Source organism: Vibrio sp. CyArs1, assembly GCF_022432925.1.
In the GTDB taxonomy this organism is placed as follows: Bacteria; Pseudomonadota; Gammaproteobacteria; order Enterobacterales; family Vibrionaceae; genus Vibrio; species Vibrio mediterranei.
Window position 1 is genome coordinate 186,908 of the sequence record NZ_JAKRBO010000007.1, and the last position, 15,848, is coordinate 202,755.

At 44.9% G+C, this 15,848-nt stretch carries 9 protein-coding genes; 6 read left to right on the plus strand and 3 right to left on the minus strand.

Annotated features, from left to right (window positions below; all coding sequences use genetic code 11):
• The first annotated feature begins 219 nt into the window (after positions 1 to 219).
• Positions 220 to 1,653, plus strand: a complete 1,434-nt coding sequence (locus MMA19_RS20105; RefSeq protein ID WP_240207059.1) for a DEAD/DEAH box helicase — start codon at positions 220 to 222, stop codon at positions 1,651 to 1,653.
• A gap of 64 nt (positions 1,654 to 1,717) precedes the next feature.
• On the opposite strand, the gene MMA19_RS20110 is transcribed toward MMA19_RS20105, so the two are convergent.
• Complete coding sequence (locus MMA19_RS20110; protein ID WP_038229911.1) at positions 1,718 to 2,353, minus strand: murein L,D-transpeptidase catalytic domain family protein; 636 nt, start codon at positions 2,351 to 2,353, stop codon at positions 1,718 to 1,720.
• 708 nt (positions 2,354 to 3,061) lie between these two features.
• Here MMA19_RS20110 and MMA19_RS20115 point away from each other — a divergent pair.
• Together MMA19_RS20115 and MMA19_RS20120 are read left to right on the plus strand one after the other, a co-directional pair.
• Complete coding sequence (locus MMA19_RS20115) at positions 3,062 to 8,059, plus strand: 2-oxoacid:acceptor oxidoreductase family protein (protein WP_240207060.1); 4,998 nt, start codon at positions 3,062 to 3,064, stop codon at positions 8,057 to 8,059.
• Positions 8,060 to 8,061: 2 nt separating this feature from the next.
• A complete protein-coding gene (locus MMA19_RS20120; RefSeq protein WP_240207061.1) occupies positions 8,062 to 10,806 on the plus strand; it encodes a sulfide/dihydroorotate dehydrogenase-like FAD/NAD-binding protein in 2,745 nt (914 codons plus the stop codon).
• A 64-nt stretch (positions 10,807 to 10,870) separates the two neighbouring features.
• On the opposite strand, the gene MMA19_RS20125 is transcribed toward MMA19_RS20120, so the two are convergent.
• Together MMA19_RS20125 and MMA19_RS20130 are read right to left on the minus strand one after the other, a co-directional pair.
• Positions 10,871 to 11,581: a hypothetical protein gene (locus MMA19_RS20125; protein ID WP_240207062.1), complete on the minus strand. Its 711-nt coding sequence runs from the start codon at positions 11,579 to 11,581 to the stop codon at positions 10,871 to 10,873.
• A 75-nt stretch (positions 11,582 to 11,656) separates the two neighbouring features.
• Positions 11,657 to 12,802, minus strand: coding sequence for an outer membrane protein transport protein (locus tag MMA19_RS20130; RefSeq protein WP_240207063.1), 1,146 nt, complete (start codon positions 12,800 to 12,802; stop codon positions 11,657 to 11,659).
• Between the two features lie 275 nt (positions 12,803 to 13,077).
• On the opposite strand from MMA19_RS20130, the gene MMA19_RS20135 reads away from it, so the two are divergent.
• The 3 genes from MMA19_RS20135 (at position 13,078) to MMA19_RS20145 (ending at position 15,622) form a co-directional block, all read left to right on the plus strand.
• Entirely contained in the window at positions 13,078 to 13,719 is a 642-nt protein-coding gene (locus MMA19_RS20135) for a Crp/Fnr family transcriptional regulator (protein WP_240207064.1), read from the plus strand.
• 304 nt (positions 13,720 to 14,023) lie between these two features.
• On the plus strand, positions 14,024 to 14,404 hold the full coding sequence (locus MMA19_RS20140) for a DUF2061 domain-containing protein (protein WP_063605719.1): 381 nt from the start codon (positions 14,024 to 14,026) through the stop codon (positions 14,402 to 14,404).
• A gap of 672 nt (positions 14,405 to 15,076) precedes the next feature.
• Complete coding sequence (locus MMA19_RS20145) at positions 15,077 to 15,622, plus strand: DUF2799 domain-containing protein (RefSeq protein WP_240207065.1); 546 nt, start codon at positions 15,077 to 15,079, stop codon at positions 15,620 to 15,622.
• The last annotated feature ends 226 nt before the right edge of the window (positions 15,623 to 15,848 follow it).

A 15,848-nucleotide genomic window follows, 5' to 3' on the forward strand; every position in this document is an offset into this window, starting at 1 on the left:
GAATGTGCATTTTAGGGTGTGCCCGTTAGGCGGCGACAATATAAACACCTTACCTACAAATTTCAATAGCGCAAATCGACGAGAATTGTATTGAAGTTCGTCACAAAAGCACGCAGAATAGCGCGCCTTACCCTATCCTTGGGTTTACGGCCTTTTATAACGATAGATTTGCTCTATCCCATGACTGCCACTTTTCTCACTCCACCGACGAGTACCACTATGAGTTTTGAATCTTTAGGTCTTTCGACTCCTATTCTTCGTGCTATCCAAGATCTAGGTTACGAAAAGGCATCACCAATTCAAGAGCAAGCCATTCCTGCAATTATCGAAGGCAAGGATGTTATGGCTGCAGCACAAACCGGCACAGGTAAAACCGCTGGCTTTGCGCTACCGTTACTTGAAAGATTAAACTCAGGTCAGCGAGTGAAAGGCAATCATATTCGCGCGCTTATCCTTACCCCAACGCGTGAGCTTGCTGCACAGGTTCATGAGAGCGTGTTCAAATACAGCACTAACCTTCCACTAACCTCACAGTGCGTGTTCGGTGGCGTGAAGATCAACCCACAAATGCTGAAGCTGCGTAAGGGCTGTGACGTGATGGTTGCTACACCAGGTCGTCTACTTGATCTTTACCAGCAAAACGCCATTAAGTTCTCTCAACTTGAAGTGCTCGTACTTGATGAAGCCGACCGTATGTTAGATATGGGGTTCTTCCGCGATATTAAGAAAATCCTCGATTTATTGCCGAAAAACCGCCAAAACCTACTATTTTCAGCCACTTTCTCCAACGAGATTCGTGATCTGGCTAAAGGGTTGGTGAATAACCCTATTGAAGTATCAGTCACACCGCCAAACTCAACCACAAAACTCGTAGAGCAAAGCTTATACGTGGCAGATAAGAAGCAAAAACCAGCTATGCTGGCCAAGCTAATAGACGATGGTAGCTGGAAGCAAGTCTTAGTCTTTTGTAAGACTAAACACGGCGCAAACCGTCTCGCCCGTTTCCTTGAAGGTAAGAAAATCACAGCACTCGCGATTCATGGTAACAAGAGCCAAGGCGCGCGAACTAAAGCACTTGAGCACTTTAAAACCGGGCAAATTCGCGTACTAGTGGCAACTGACATCGCGGCTCGTGGACTCGATATCCCACAGCTACCTCAAGTGGTCAACTTCGATCTTCCTCATGTCTCTGAAGACTACGTCCACCGAATTGGTCGTACAGGCCGCGCTGGTGAAACTGGTAAAGCGTACTCTTTAGTATGTGCTGATGAAGCAAAAGAGCTATTCGGTATTGAAAGACTGATCGGTAAACTTATTGACCGATTCGAGTTAGAGGGATTCAAACCAGTAAACGCCGTTCCTGAGTCAAAGCTGGACACGCGCCCAATTAAACCGAAGAAGCCGAAGAAACCAAAAAAGCCTAAACAAGAAGGCCAAGAGAAATCGACTGCATCCGGACATGGTCGTGCAGATAAGCCTCGTTCTGAAAAGCCTCGTAAACCAAGAAAGTTCAATACTAAGCGTAAAAGCGACGGTGAGTCAGGTAACGCTAATCATCGTAACAGTACGAATAATGCAAACAACGGTGCGAACAAGAAGCGTAAGCCTAGACCAAGCAAACCTCGTGCTAGTAAACCAAAGCAAAACGCTTAGCTAGACAGCAAAAAGCCCACTATTCATAGTGGGCTTTTTAATTTAAAAATCAGATAATTATTCATTAAGAGCTAGCGTAAATAACACTGCCGCCTTTAATTGTATCAATAATTTCTTTAGACAGCTTTTCCGGCAAGGCTGGGCAACCCCAACTACGACCAAGATAGCCGTTTTTCTTCATGAAAGATTCGTTAGCGTAATCTGCTCCATGAACAACAATATATCGGTCACGAGCATTATCATTAACGCCTTTTGTTAGTCCATCCAATCTTAGTGAATAACCATTAGAGCCGTAATATGTTGTGTCCGTTAAAAATGTCCCCAGTGATGTCTTGCGAGAATTTATAATATTTGAAAACTTAGTCGCCGTCTTTTTGCCACTATTAACACCATGAGCTACATACGTATTAAAAACCAAAGACTTTTTCGCCATATCTATGACATAAAAGCGTTTTTCTGTAGAGGGCTTCGAATAATCAATAATAGTTAATAGTGATTTACTGCGATTGGTAGTACTTTCATATGCATTATAGGCATCTTTAAACAACTGAAAGTCGACGATCCCATACAGCTTAGCGCTGTTGTATATGCCTTTAGCCGATGTTGGACTAATCTCCGCTTCACTGCGAGCGCTGTGGGAAAACAGGAAAGCAACAGAAAGCGCTAACACCCACAACGGTGAAAAAATCTTTTTTACCATTATTACAACAAGTTATTCTAATCAGGTTGATAAATAAAAGACATCTCTGTCTTAATTAGTGGACAATATTATCCTAACCTAACTATTAATAAAATCCAGTTTACTAATTTTTACATGATTATTTGAACATGATCGGAAATTATTCACATTCATTTAAAATATAATTATAGATATCAGACAGTTAATATTTATGCCTTTAAATTTATTAATTGGCACTACTATAGATAATAATAAGACTACTCCTATATTACACTGTAGGCATATTAAAATAGACCATTGAATATTTATTTAAGTAGCATTTTTTAAAATCAAAGATACTAACTTGAACTGAACTAAATAAACCACATCTTTTTCAATAGGTTATAGCTAAACTAACCACATGTAATTCTGAAATTTTCTTTTTCTGAACATCACCTGATAAGGCTCACCGACCTCTCTTCTATCCCACCCTCTATAACCACATAAATTGTGTTGATTTTGTGAACATACGAGCAAAGTTGTCTTTGCAACTGGTGTAGTATTTAACGCATAAGCATCAGATGGTCATCTCGAGAGCGATCACTAGGTTTATGTGGTTCATCACCAAATGCTCTGAATGATAAGGTGCAAGCTGGCAATTAGCCATGAAGTATTTGGTGAGGAGTAAAGAATCGACGCATTAAGGAAGTCGAACTAATAATAAAACCATATACCAAGGAGCAACCTCTTATGTCTACGATGACCCAAGGGAGCAATGCGCACCGCAACACCCCATCCTATCCCGGCCTGACTACTGTAATCCACGGCAATGGCGCTGTCGCACATGTTATGGATTACGTTTGTGGTGGAGTGATAGGATACCCAATCACCCCTTCTACTGAGATTTCCGAACTGTATGAAGCCTTTAGAGCTCAAGGTGGTTGCAATGTTTGGGGGCAACACCCATTCTTCTTCGAACCTGAAGGTGAGCATTCTGCGCAAAGTGGCGCATTAGGCGCCGCGCTGACAGGGGGCAAGTACATTTCCAACGCTTCATCAAGCCAAGGGATTTTATACGGGCTTGAATCGCACTATGTGACCGTAGGTAAGAAGGCTGCAGGTTTTGTGCTTCATGTCGCGGCGCGTTCAGTTTCTCGTCATTCACTGAATGTAATGGCGGGACATGATGACGTCTACGCTCTGTTATCTGCTGGATACACCACTTTATTTGCAAGTAATGCCCAAGAAGCGGCCGACCTTGCTGCCATTTCGTATCGCGTCAGTGCCTTGTCACTAATTCCTGTCGCCAATACCATGGATGGCTTCGCAACGAGCCATATTCAAAGTGAAGTTCAACTACCTGAGCCAGAATTACTTAAACAATATCTCGGTGACCCAACCGATCGAATTCTCGCACCAACAGAAGCTCAGAGAATGCTATATGGTGCCAAAGGCCGCGTCTGGCAACTCAATCAATTTATCGACAAATACCAAGACCAGTTTTGGCCTGAAAAATTAGCCGACTTAAGAGGCTATATCACAGCTAATGAAGAAGCGATAGAAAAAGACGCTCAGGGCGAATGGATTGAATCCACCAACGCTTACCTACCCGAAGCACTATTGAAAAAATGGCAACGTGCTTGGCTTAATGCCTATGAAAAAGATACGCGTCAACGTGTACCAGCGCTGATGGATCCGCATAACCCAGGATTAACGGGAGGTGTCCAAAATCAGCCAGACTACCAAGCGGGTATCGTCGACCATCGCAGCCACTTCCTGAGTGATGTTCCACAGTTTATCGAGCAAGCCATGCGTGAATATGGTGAGCTAACGGGTCGCACCTATGAGCCTGTCATGGATTATCTATGTGATGACGCAGAATACGTCATTGTCGGTTTAGGCTCGGTCACGGATGATGCTGAAGCCGTTGCTTTACACCTCAGAGAACAAGGTCAAAAAGTCGGCGTCATCTCCATCAAACAATTGCATCCATTCCCTGAAGCGCAAATCGTCGAGAAACTTGCGGGAAAAACTGCGGTAACAGTGCTAGAGCGTTGCGACGAAACACGCTTAACTGCACGCATCTCTAGAGCGCTATTTAAAGCGCAAGAAAATGCCCACTACCCTCGCCACAATGGCATCAAAGCACTAACGCACATACCAATGATCAATACTGGTATCTTCGGACTTGGTGGTCACGACCTGCAACCTAAGCACTTGATCGCTGCTTTTGATAACATGCGCTCAGAGAACATTAAGCCATTCTTCTACCTAGGCAGCCAGTTCTTCGACAAACAGGCAACTGGCGAACTGAAACAGATTCAAGATCGATTACGCTCTGCTTATCCAGATACTGAGCTGATGGCTTTAGAAACAGGTGAAAACCCTAACCTGTTACCTGAATCGGCAATGCGTGTACGCTTCCACTCTGTCGGTGGATACGGCACCATCGCCACGGGTAAGCTACTGACGGACATTCTTTCTGGTGCATTAGGATTGCACTCGAAGTCCATGCCGAAATATGGTTCTGAGAAAAGTGGCGCACCAACCAACTTCTTTATTACTCTTTCTCCAGAACCTATCAAAATCACCAATGCCGAACTACAACAGGTCGAAGTCGTTCTTTCACCCGACCATAAAGTGTTTATGCACACCAATCCACTGGCGGGTCTTAGTAAAAACGGCACTTTCATTTTGCAAACTCATCACGAGCCAGAGCAAGTTTGGCAAGAGATCCCTGCGAGTGCTCGTCAGTTCATTCGTGACAACAACATCAACTTCTACATTGTTGATGCGTTCAAGGTAGCGCGTGAGCAAGCGCCATCAGCTGATTTAGAAATCCGTATGATGGGTATCGCCTTTATCGGAGCCTTGTGTGGACATGCAAAACAAGTTACCCAAGGTGCTGATGAGTCGGCGATGTTAGAGCGTATTACCCAACAAATCGCCAAGAAATTTGGTTCAAAAGGCGAGAAAGTCGTTGCCAGTAACATGGCAGTGATTCGTGAAGGCATGCACGCCACACAGCACGTCAATTACAGCGCATTTAACGACAATGTCGAAACCAGTGAAACGCTAGCACAAACCGAAACCCAAAAACCAGCGCAAGCCAGTTGCGGATTATTTGATCCTTCTTATTTCAATAATATCGCAGGCAAACGCTACGTTGATGGATCCATTGGCGAAGCTCCTGTTATCCCAGGTTCTGGCATGTTCCTGCCTCCTGCCAGTGCCATCACTAAAGATAAAGGACTCTTTAGGCTTAACGTGCCTAAATTTGATGCAGACAAGTGTACTGGCTGTATGGAATGTACTATTGCTTGCCCAGATGGCGCTATTCCTAACGCGGTGCATGAGCTGCACGATATTGCCTATGTAGCAATAGACAAACTGAATATTCCACCTGTACAACGCGACAGTTTGAAAGCGAAAATGCCGCCAATTCTGGACGCAGTACGCCACCACTACCGCAGCTCGGCAAAAGGGGAATCACAGCCACTGCATCAAGTCGTATCAAAAGTTGTGGATTCCATGACCTTTGAAGAGCCTATCGCCTTGCAAATGGCAGCGCTATGCGTGGCATTAGAATCCTTACCAGTAAGCCGCACCAAGCCATTCTTTGATGCGATGGAAAAAGCGGTACCAGGAAGTGGCGGTTTGTTCTCTGTGGCTATCGACCCAAGCAAATGTAGCGGCTGTATGGAATGTGTCGACGTTTGCGGCCCGAATGCGTTAGAAAAAGTTCGTCAAACCACCGAAATGAACCAGCAAATGCACGAACTGTTCAACACGCTTGCGAATATGCCAAATACGCCTACTCGTTTTGTTGAACAAGGTGTGAAAGATGCCTCAGAGTCAAAACGTTTGCTACTCGACCGCAGCAACTACTATGCAATGAGTTCTGGTCACGGCGCATGTCGCGGCTGTGGTGAGGTCACAGCCTTAAGACTCGTCACCTCCATCAACCGAGCACTGCAACAACAACGCTATCAAGCTCATATACAGACTCTTGAGTCTATGATTGAGCAACTTGAAGACAAGTTGGATATGATCGTTGGACAAGACAGTGAAAATACCAGAACCCAGCGGTTAGTTCGCACTATTGAAACGCTAGAAAAACGCTTGTTCCTATTCGAACATGGTCCAACAGGAAATGGCCCTTCTGATGCACTTATCGCTAACGCCACTGGCTGTAGTAGCGTCTATGCCTCTACCTTCCCTGCAAACCCATACAACGACCCTTGGGTAAACAGCTTGTTCCAAGACACCCCGGCGGTCGCGAAAGGCTTGTTTGAAGGTGAAGCAGCCAATCAGCTTGAACAGTTCAAAGCACTGCGCACTGCAAAACTCGAATTAGAAGATATGTACGATGAAGAGATTCACGATCGTCAGCTTCGTTACCTTGAGTGGAGTCAGTTGTCCGATCAAGAATTGGCACTGATGCCAACGGTATTCAGCATCGGTGGAGACGGCGCAACCTATGATATTGGTTTTGGTGCGCTTTCTAGACTGTTAACTACCAGTACACCGATTAAGATCTTTGTATTGAATACTGGGAGCTACTCTAATACTGGAGGACAAGCATCCACAGCAAGTTTCACCGCGCAAGATTCCGACCTCAGCCGTTTCGGCAGTGCTCATAGCGGTAAAGAAGAGGCACGTAAAGAGCTAGGAATTATTGCTACCTTCCATCCGAAAGTCATGGTGGTACAGACCTCAACGGCATTACAAGGTCACTTTATGTCGAACTTGATGGAGTACTTGAATTATCAAGATGCACCAGCACTGTTTGATGTTTATACCCCTTGTATGGGTGAGCACGGTATCGCCGATGATGCTAGCACGCGACACTCTCGCTTAGCCGTAGAGAGCCGCATGAGTCCGGTATTTGTTCACGACCCACGTAGAGGTGAGACTTTAGCAGAGCGTTTCTCTATTGAAGGTAACCCTGAACTGGATCAGGACTGGGCAACACATACCATCAGCTACCTAGATAACGATGGCATGACCCAACTTAAACAAGTGCCATTTACCGCCGCAGACTTCGCGTTGTATGAGGGTCGATTCAAGAAACACTTTGCGCTAGTCAGCGATAACGACAACACCGTAGAGCTCGCTGATTACCTCAAGCTAAGCGCTCAAGAACGCGCAAATAAAGTACCGTTTATCTGGTCCACCGATAAACAGCAACATTTGGTGCAGCTCTCTGTTTCACCGTCGTTAGTGGCACTGAGTGAAGAGCGTCTTCGCAACTGGCACATGCTACAAACATTAAGTGGACAGCATATAGCGCAGATCGAGCAAGGTTATCAGCAGCAAATCGAAGAGTGGAAACTGCGATATCAACAAGCCTTGGACAACAATGAACAAACTATTGAGTCCATCGCAAACGGACTAGCAGAACTTGCTATGGTTGCAACACCAACCAGTAGCATCCCTGTGACACAAATCGACACCACTGACGCACCTGCGAAAGCCGATGGACAATCGCAACCTCTTGTCGCGATCAATGAGGACGAAAAATGTCTGTGTACCGATTGCAAGACCTGCTACCAACAACTGAGTGAACTGTTTGAGAAAACAACCGTGGTTGAGAATGGTGAAGCGAAAGTGATTAGCCAAGTCATTCCGGGTTCATTGACCAAAGTGACACTCACTGATGAGTTAGTGAAACGTGCCGCACGAATCGCTGATGAGTGTGATGCTGAAATCATTCACTTTAACGCTCCTGCTTCGGTGGAGGTGTAGTTATGGTCGCTTTACTTACTCAATCTCAACGGGAGCTTATGCTAAAGCGCATGGATCAAAATCCACAGCGCTTCCAGCAAATGATCATCGAAGAGAGTCAACAGCTAATCCAGGACACGCTGAAACGCGGTAACCTATCGGCAGAGTTCACCACTAAACTATGGGATCTGTTGCTCGCGGGCAACGATCTTAGTACCGCACTACAGCGTTATCTATGGCGAATTCCACTGAAACAAAAACGGGCATTTGTTAAAGGCTTAGACCTGCACCTTTCAGAACGTTATCCCATGTTTAAAGGGTTATCTGAAGGTTGGCCGGGCAGCAATAATATTCCTCCTTACGTTCGTCCTGCGGAAGAACGCCGCAAAGACTTCGATCTAGTGAGCCAAGGCTACCTTGGCTACATGGGGTTGGGTTATTCGCTGCGCGAAGTAGAGCTGTTTGTGTGGCTTGAAGTGCTTCGCGATAAGCAATGCGAAGACAAACCTTGTGAAGTCGGTGTCCTAATGTGCGACCGCGATGGCAATCCCGCGGAAGAAGCCGATGGAGGATGTCCGGTTAAGATCCACATACCAGAAGTGTTGAACTTAATGGGCGAAGGCCGTTTTAAAGCGGCATTTGAGCTAATACGCGACGCCAATCCTCTGCCAAATGTTACGGGTCGAGTTTGCCCACAAGAGCTTCAATGCCAAGGTGTATGTACTCACAACGATAGACCGATTGAAATCGGTCAGTTGGAGTGGTTCTTACCACAACGGGAGCGCGAGCTTTCTAATGGTGAGCCGCCGAAACCTGTGGCGTGTAACCCTTGGGTTGCCGCTAGCAAACCGCCAGTGGCTATTGTAGGTTCAGGGCCTTCTGGGTTAATCAATGCTTACCTACTGGCCAAAGCTGGTTACCCCGTGACAGTATTTGAAGCATTCCATGTACTAGGTGGCGTGTTACGTTATGGTATCCCTGAGTTCCGTCTACCGAACCAATTGGTGGATGACGTGGTAGAAAAAATCAAAGCGCTCGGAGGCCGCTTTGTCACTAACTACATCGTTGGTAAAACTGCCACCCTAGCGGACCTCAAACGTGCAGGTTTTGTGAGAGTGTTTGTCGGCACTGGGGCAGGACTACCGCGCTTCATGAACGTTCCGGGTGAACATCTACTTAATATCATGTCAGCGAATGAGTTCTTAACTCGCGTCAACCTGATGCACGCCAACCTCCCTGACTATGAGACACCTATGCCAGAGATGGACAATAAAGAGGTGATGATCATCGGTGGTGGTAATACCGCAATGGACGCCGCGCGAACCGCTCGTCGCCTTGGCGCTAACGTGACTATTGTCTATCGTCGAACGCAACAAGAGATGCCTGCTCGTGTGGAAGAGCTACATCATGCGTTAGAAGAAGGCATTATGCTCAAAGAACTACGCTCTCCTTGTCAGTTTAATGGGGACAAAAACCATGTACTGGCGACTGCCGATTTAGACGTAATGGCACTAGGTGAGCCAGATGCCTCAGGCCGTCGCAGACCGCAGTCAACCGGGGAAACGGAGCTAATGAAGGTCGATTTCGCCATCATGGCTCTGGGTAATAGTTCTAACCCTATAATGAAAGACGCCAACCCAGATCTTAACACCTCGAAATGGGGTACCTTGCTGCTTAATAAAGGCTCGCAGGAAACCTCGCTTGCTGGTGTTTATAGTGGTGGTGATGCGACTCGTGGTGGCTCAACAGCCATTAAAGCGGCAGGTGATGGGCAAGCAGCCGCTCGTGAAATCATGAGTACGCTAGACTTCAATTTAAAAGAAGTCGAAGGGTTAGTCGCGCAGGCAAGCAATTACACTGAACTTGGGCAAATGCCAGCTAAAATCGTCAAACGTCGTCAACTTACCGATGAGATTGTCGAATTTACCATTACCGCCCCACTCATCGCCCGTTCCGCAAAACCCGGTCAGTTTGTGCGAGTTCTTGCCGATGAAAAAGGCGAGTTAATTCCACTGACACTCGCTGATTGGGATGCTGAAAAAGGGACGATTGAGTTAGTGATTCAGGGGCTAGGAAGCAGCTCTAAACTTATCAACCAGATGCAGGAAGGCGATATCTTTGAAGCGATTGCGGGGCCACTAGGTCAAGCAAGTAAAGTCGTTGTGCACCAAGATAATCACAGAGTCTACTTCACCGCAGGTGGTGTGGGTCTTCCGGCTGTTCATCCTATTATGCGCGCACATCTCGAAATTGGTAACAAAGTCACTTTGATTTCCGGTTTTAGAGGCGCACCTCAAGCATTCTGGACTGAGCAAGGCGATAAAGTCGAAACACTCAAAGCGCTCTACCCTGATTTACTGGAAGTCATCTATACCAGTAATGACGGAAGCTTTGGTGTAGAAGGGTTTGTCACTACCCCTCTAAAAGACCGCCTAGATGAGCATCAAGCCGGAAAAGGCGAACCTATCGCGGAAGTCATTACTATAGGTCCACCACTCATGATGAGAGCTGTAAGCGACTTAACTTTGGAGTACAAAGTGGAGTGCGTGGCGAGCCTTAACTCTATCATGGTAGACGCAACCGGGATGTGCGGTGCGTGTATGGTCCCAGTAATGGAAGATGGAAAATTGATTCGTAAACATGCTTGTATCGATGGCCCAGAGATCAACAGTCATGTGATTGATTGGGACAAGTTCTTACCTAGGTTTAATCAGTTCAAACCGCAGGAAAGAGAGAGTCAGATAAAGCACAAGTTTATTGAGGAGTAAACGACGCGGCGGCTATCAATGATAGCCGCCGTTTTTACTTTCGCTTACTTAAAGCCTTACTTCATTAAAACTCGTAACTCACCGATCCTGCCAGTTTATTATTGGTCCCGTAGTCGTCCTCCGAAAGCATTCCAAAGAAGTTAAACGATGCATTTTTGTTTATCTTATAACTAAGGCCAAGTCCGCCCCAGTAACCGCGGTAATTATCCGAACCTATCGAGCCACCAGCAAACCCGAGTACGCTCCAATCCGAGTCATCAATTGGACGAATACCAAACATTCCCAAATAACCGCCGTGACTTTGGCTTCGCATCAGTACATATTCGTTATCCACCTCTTCTGAAGGCATTGCCATTTTTCCATCGTTGTAGCTGTAGCCCGCCATGGGAAATAGCATCCATCCTGCCGGAGAGATGTCAAAGTAACTTAGAGGGATGTAGGTGCCAATACTGTAGTTGTTGCGATAGCTACCATTTTCATAATCAGTACGGCTAAAGTTGAAGTTTAAGATTCCTAAATCAAATAGCCATGAGCCACCCAAGCGCCACTCTCCAGTCTCATTGTATCGAGCGTTGATCATCCTCGCTTCATCAAGGCCAATCGAACCAGACACAAACGCAGAGTCTGAATAGCCAGCACCTACTTTGGTAACGATCTTGGTTGGATCTTCATGATGTTTCTCTTTGGCTGAGACTCCTGTCACTACCAATAATCCAACAACGGTAACAAAGCCAAAAGCTCTGACAACCGATGAAAACAGACCATTCTTTTTCATAACGCTTTATTTCTCATTAAAAACAAAAATGCCCCTCACAACTGTGAGAGGCCAATTTACGGTTAGCTCACTAAGTTAGTAGGCGTAGCTGATACTTAGAACATGAATACGGTTGGTATCCACACTGCCAGTAAAATAAGGAATTGTGTCTGTAGGGCCAGTGTAGGTGACGTCTTGAGTACCCATATTGCGGTATTGGTATGCGATACCGATTCGATGACCATTTGAACGCTCTTTTTCTGCGCCAAGACCTAACGACCAGTTTGCTCCAATAGGAAGCGCAGGGGTCATTTTGTCAGTGTCATACATTTTCGAGTCGTAACGGATACCACCTTGGTAGGTCCAATCATTTTGAGAATACGCGAGCGCTGTACCTAAGCTATAAACGTTGTTTGCAGCATCATCAAACTGTGACCAAAATTCAACACCCGTCATGGCTTTGAAAGTTAACTCATCTGAGATTTTGTGCTGAAGGCCAAAATCAAGTTGAGCTGGCCAAGAAGCATTTCGCTCAATTGACGTAAACTGGTTGCCATCAAACGACACATCGATATCACCAGAGTTATGCTTTACTTTGTGTCTATAGTTGGCAGATAGAAAAGTAGAGTCTGACACGTCATACATAGCTGATAGCATAAAGCTTGCCGCCGTAGAACTGCCATCTCCATCAAGCCTAGAATCACCACCAAGCTCAAACGACGTCATTAAATGCTGAACGATCAAAGCTCCGCCAAGAGACAGATTGTCGCTTGCCTGGAATCCAGCGGCTAACTGCAAATTTAACGCTTCATCAGACAGTGTTTTTGGAAGACCACCATTAGGTCCTACAAGACCACCGCTATAGTCCATACTCAAACCACCTTCACCATGTAAAGATGCCCCGATAACCCAGCTGTCATTGATTCTCTGTGCATAAGCAAGACTTGGAATAAAAGCATTCGACTCACCTGTCGTTGACTTGTCAACAGAAACCCCAGTACCACTGTGTTCAGTCTTTGCGTTTAAGTACTGAACGCCAATAGAAAAACTATTGTCATCTATCACCGTTAGACCAGCAGGGCTAGTAATCACGGCACTTGCATCAGTACGATTAGATGAGTTCCCTACACCAGCAGAAGAAACACTATCAAAGGTAGCTACTTCGTGAAGTAAGATACCGCCAGCAAATGTGGACGAAGAGAAGGTTACAGCCATTGCGACTGCTAAAAGGTTTTTGTTCATCGTTTGCAACTCACAGATTCGGATGGCGCAAATCATAGTCAAATCAGCAATCCAAAGGTGCACTATGAGTGCATGGTAATAGCTTGTAACGAAAAGCGACGCAGGCAATTGGTCAAACTTCTTCGTTATCGAAGAGATTGAACAATATAAACGGCGTTTATGTTTTATATAACCAGCGGCTTATTTATTCACCGTCTTGGCCCTCTTATAATCACAGACATACAACCCCCAAGAAGCTAAGGAATAGCGCTCATCCCTTTCTTGAGAGGCTTAAAATGTCAGTCCAGAAGATACTTAAAGAGATATACCGCGCTAGCGACGAACTTGCAGGTCAACTTATCCGACGTGGAGCAGTTGTCACCATTCCCAAGGGTAAATTTCTGTTCTTCCAATATCAAAGTGTGAGCGATATCGTTATCCCTTTACAGGGCGTATTAGGTTTTTACCCCACTATCGATGAAGGCACTAACTTGAAGTACGACCTGATTACTCCCGGCATCCTTATCAATGATGTACCATTGATTTTGGGTGAGGGTGCTCAGTCTGATATACAAGCCGTGACCGACAGTACCGTGCTGCTGTTACCCTTTGAGGATGTCAAAGAATTAATGGATTCTTGCTGTAGTTTTTCAAAAATGATCAACTTCTCTTTGGCAAAAAAACAGCGCTTTTGCTTGACATTATTTCGCCTACGCGGCGAAAAAAATACCGATTTGAAGATTCGTTTGGCGATGGAAGCAATCAGTGCAGCGACCTACGATGGGTCTATCCCATTAAATATTCTTACTCTTGCTTCATTACTTAATATGTCGCGAAACACCGTCGGAAGCTATATGAGTAAAGCAATCGCTGCCGGAGAAGTAGAAAGGAATGAGCTCGGTTTTCGTTTAATCGAAACGAGATCTATCGCAGCTTGACTATCTACTAGAGCATGAATCTACAAAACGTGAAATGAAGGAGCGCCAGTGCTTGTACATCAGAAGATATCTAACGCTCCTTCATACATTTACCCTGCTTCAGCACAAGAATAGTACTAAGGTCAATGTCGCCTCAGTATGCGCTAGTTTTTCTTCCTTAGGTGCACTAGCGGTGCATCTGCTTAAAAAACTCACCAACGAAATATAGGTATTGCCTATCAATAAAAGAGATTTAATTGATTTTAATTCTCATAACCAGTTCATCATAATGGGTTCATAAGATTTGAACTGAGTGATACATCCCATGATTAAGACGATTCGATTTGCCGCTATCCATTTTACTATTGCCTTTACGGTTGCATATGCGCTAACTGGCGAAATCTTAATCGCGAGTATGATTGCAATGCTTGAACCAGCGGTAAATACCGTTGCGTTTTACTTTCACGAACGTGTCTGGGACAAAAACCAACGCCTTCAAGCTTTGAGAAATAACGAAACCATTAAGACAGCTTCATTTGCGACCGTACACTTTAGTGTGGCGTTTGGTGTCGTTTATTTGTTAACGGGTGATGTGTTGGCAGGTGGTATCATGGCAACATTAGAGCCAACGATTAATACCATCGCGTACTTTTTCCACGAAAAGTCCTGGAATAGGAAGCACCAGCACACATGTTTCGCGCATTAATCACTTCAAAACTTTACCAGCACAATGAGAGGAAGTCGTTCATACATTTTGTACGCCATAACGAGATTTCTATCGTACCTGTTTGTATGACTTCCCACCCTATCTTCTAGTGACAAATAAGACATTACTGAAAGTTCAACGCCCCAATGCTATTCACTGAGGCACTGGCAAACCAACTCTTGGACTCCTACACACACGAAAGCCAACTACGTTTCATGACACCGCTAGTACATTCGGTTACAGATCGAAAATTACCCTAGGTGATAGAATAAGAGTTGGTGATATTGCTCGATATAAAAGTTGGAGTGACGGCAAGGATGCTAGGTAATGAACTGTAAAAAATATAGGTTAACTTTCATTCTATTTGGCTTGGCAAACCTCTGCTGAGCTATCTTTCTTATGAGCGATTCTTATGTCGATCAATCGGGCGTCCTTGTAGAGAATTTTGGATTTCTTGCCCTATTCTGGCTATTACTTTTTAGTTCGGCAATTAGCTGGTTCATTACTTTTAACCGTCGACGTCGTTAAAACAGACAGAACAAAATAAACCAATACCTTCACCCAATCTCTATGAATGTATAGTTACTTAATAAGCTTGACGAAGAGCATTGTTGACTAAGTAACTTTCGACGCTTTAGCACTATTTTTATTTTTCACTGTTTTGGATTTTATATGTATATCGGACTAAAAAGTTTAAATATCAAATGGCTTGTCGCTGCACTAGCTATCACGCTTTCTGGCTGTTCCAGTATGTCTATTGAAGAGTGTAACAACGCTGACTGGTATCAAGTTGGTTATAGCGATGGACTTAACGGTCATAGCCCTAAAATGATTGATAGCTATATCAGTGACTGTAGTGAAGCCGCTGTTTTTCCCGATAGAGAACAATGGTCAAAGGGATTCAAAGTAGGGACGGGGCTGTACTGTTCACCGGATAATGGTTACAAGGTGGGTTATGAGGGACAGCAGTACTACTATGTATGTCCGGGCGAGTCTTTTCTCAAAAACTATGAGTTGGGCAAACAAGCTAGACAACGCGACCAGCGCCTTAAACAGATTGAAACCGAGTTACGTACTATCGAAGATAAGTTAAGAACGACACCAAGCGAAAATCATGATGAGCGCAAACGTCTAGAAAATGAAAAGCGAGATTTAGTCTCAGAGCGTTCTCATCTACTCGGGTTAACCATACAACATAACTTCAATATCTCATTTTAAGCTAGCTGAGTTCTTGCTACCCAACGCCTTCCTCTTCAACAAAGAGGGAGGCTTACAATTTAACGATAAAAGTCCTTCCCAAATTCAGATTGATTACCGTCATATCGCATTAATTTTCAGATTGTTAGCCTAATAACTGTACAATTTCTACTCAAACAACCAAAATTAGTCACCACAGGCAGCAATTATTCTTCTATAATCACCGACCGTATTTTTGGTCAACAAT

Excerpts from the sequence above, each read along its gene's own strand:
- MMA19_RS20140 (WP_063605719.1), top strand. The coding sequence starts at position 14,024 with ATGATTAAGACGATTCGATTTGCCGCTATCCATTTTACTATTGCCTTT.
- MMA19_RS20135 (WP_240207064.1), top strand. The coding sequence starts at position 13,078 with ATGTCAGTCCAGAAGATACTTAAAGAGATATACCGCGCTAGCGACGAA.
- MMA19_RS20115 (WP_240207060.1), top strand. The coding sequence starts at position 3,062 with ATGTCTACGATGACCCAAGGGAGCAATGCGCACCGCAACACCCCATCC.
- MMA19_RS20125 (WP_240207062.1), bottom strand. The coding sequence starts at position 11,581 with ATGAAAAAGAATGGTCTGTTTTCATCGGTTGTCAGAGCTTTTGGCTTT.
- MMA19_RS20130 (WP_240207063.1), bottom strand. The coding sequence starts at position 12,802 with ATGAACAAAAACCTTTTAGCAGTCGCAATGGCTGTAACCTTCTCTTCG.
- MMA19_RS20105 (WP_240207059.1), top strand. The coding sequence starts at position 220 with ATGAGTTTTGAATCTTTAGGTCTTTCGACTCCTATTCTTCGTGCTATC.
- MMA19_RS20145 (WP_240207065.1), top strand. The coding sequence starts at position 15,077 with ATGTATATCGGACTAAAAAGTTTAAATATCAAATGGCTTGTCGCTGCA.
- MMA19_RS20120 (WP_240207061.1), top strand. The coding sequence starts at position 8,062 with ATGGTCGCTTTACTTACTCAATCTCAACGGGAGCTTATGCTAAAGCGC.
- MMA19_RS20110 (WP_038229911.1), bottom strand. The coding sequence starts at position 2,353 with ATGGTAAAAAAGATTTTTTCACCGTTGTGGGTGTTAGCGCTTTCTGTT.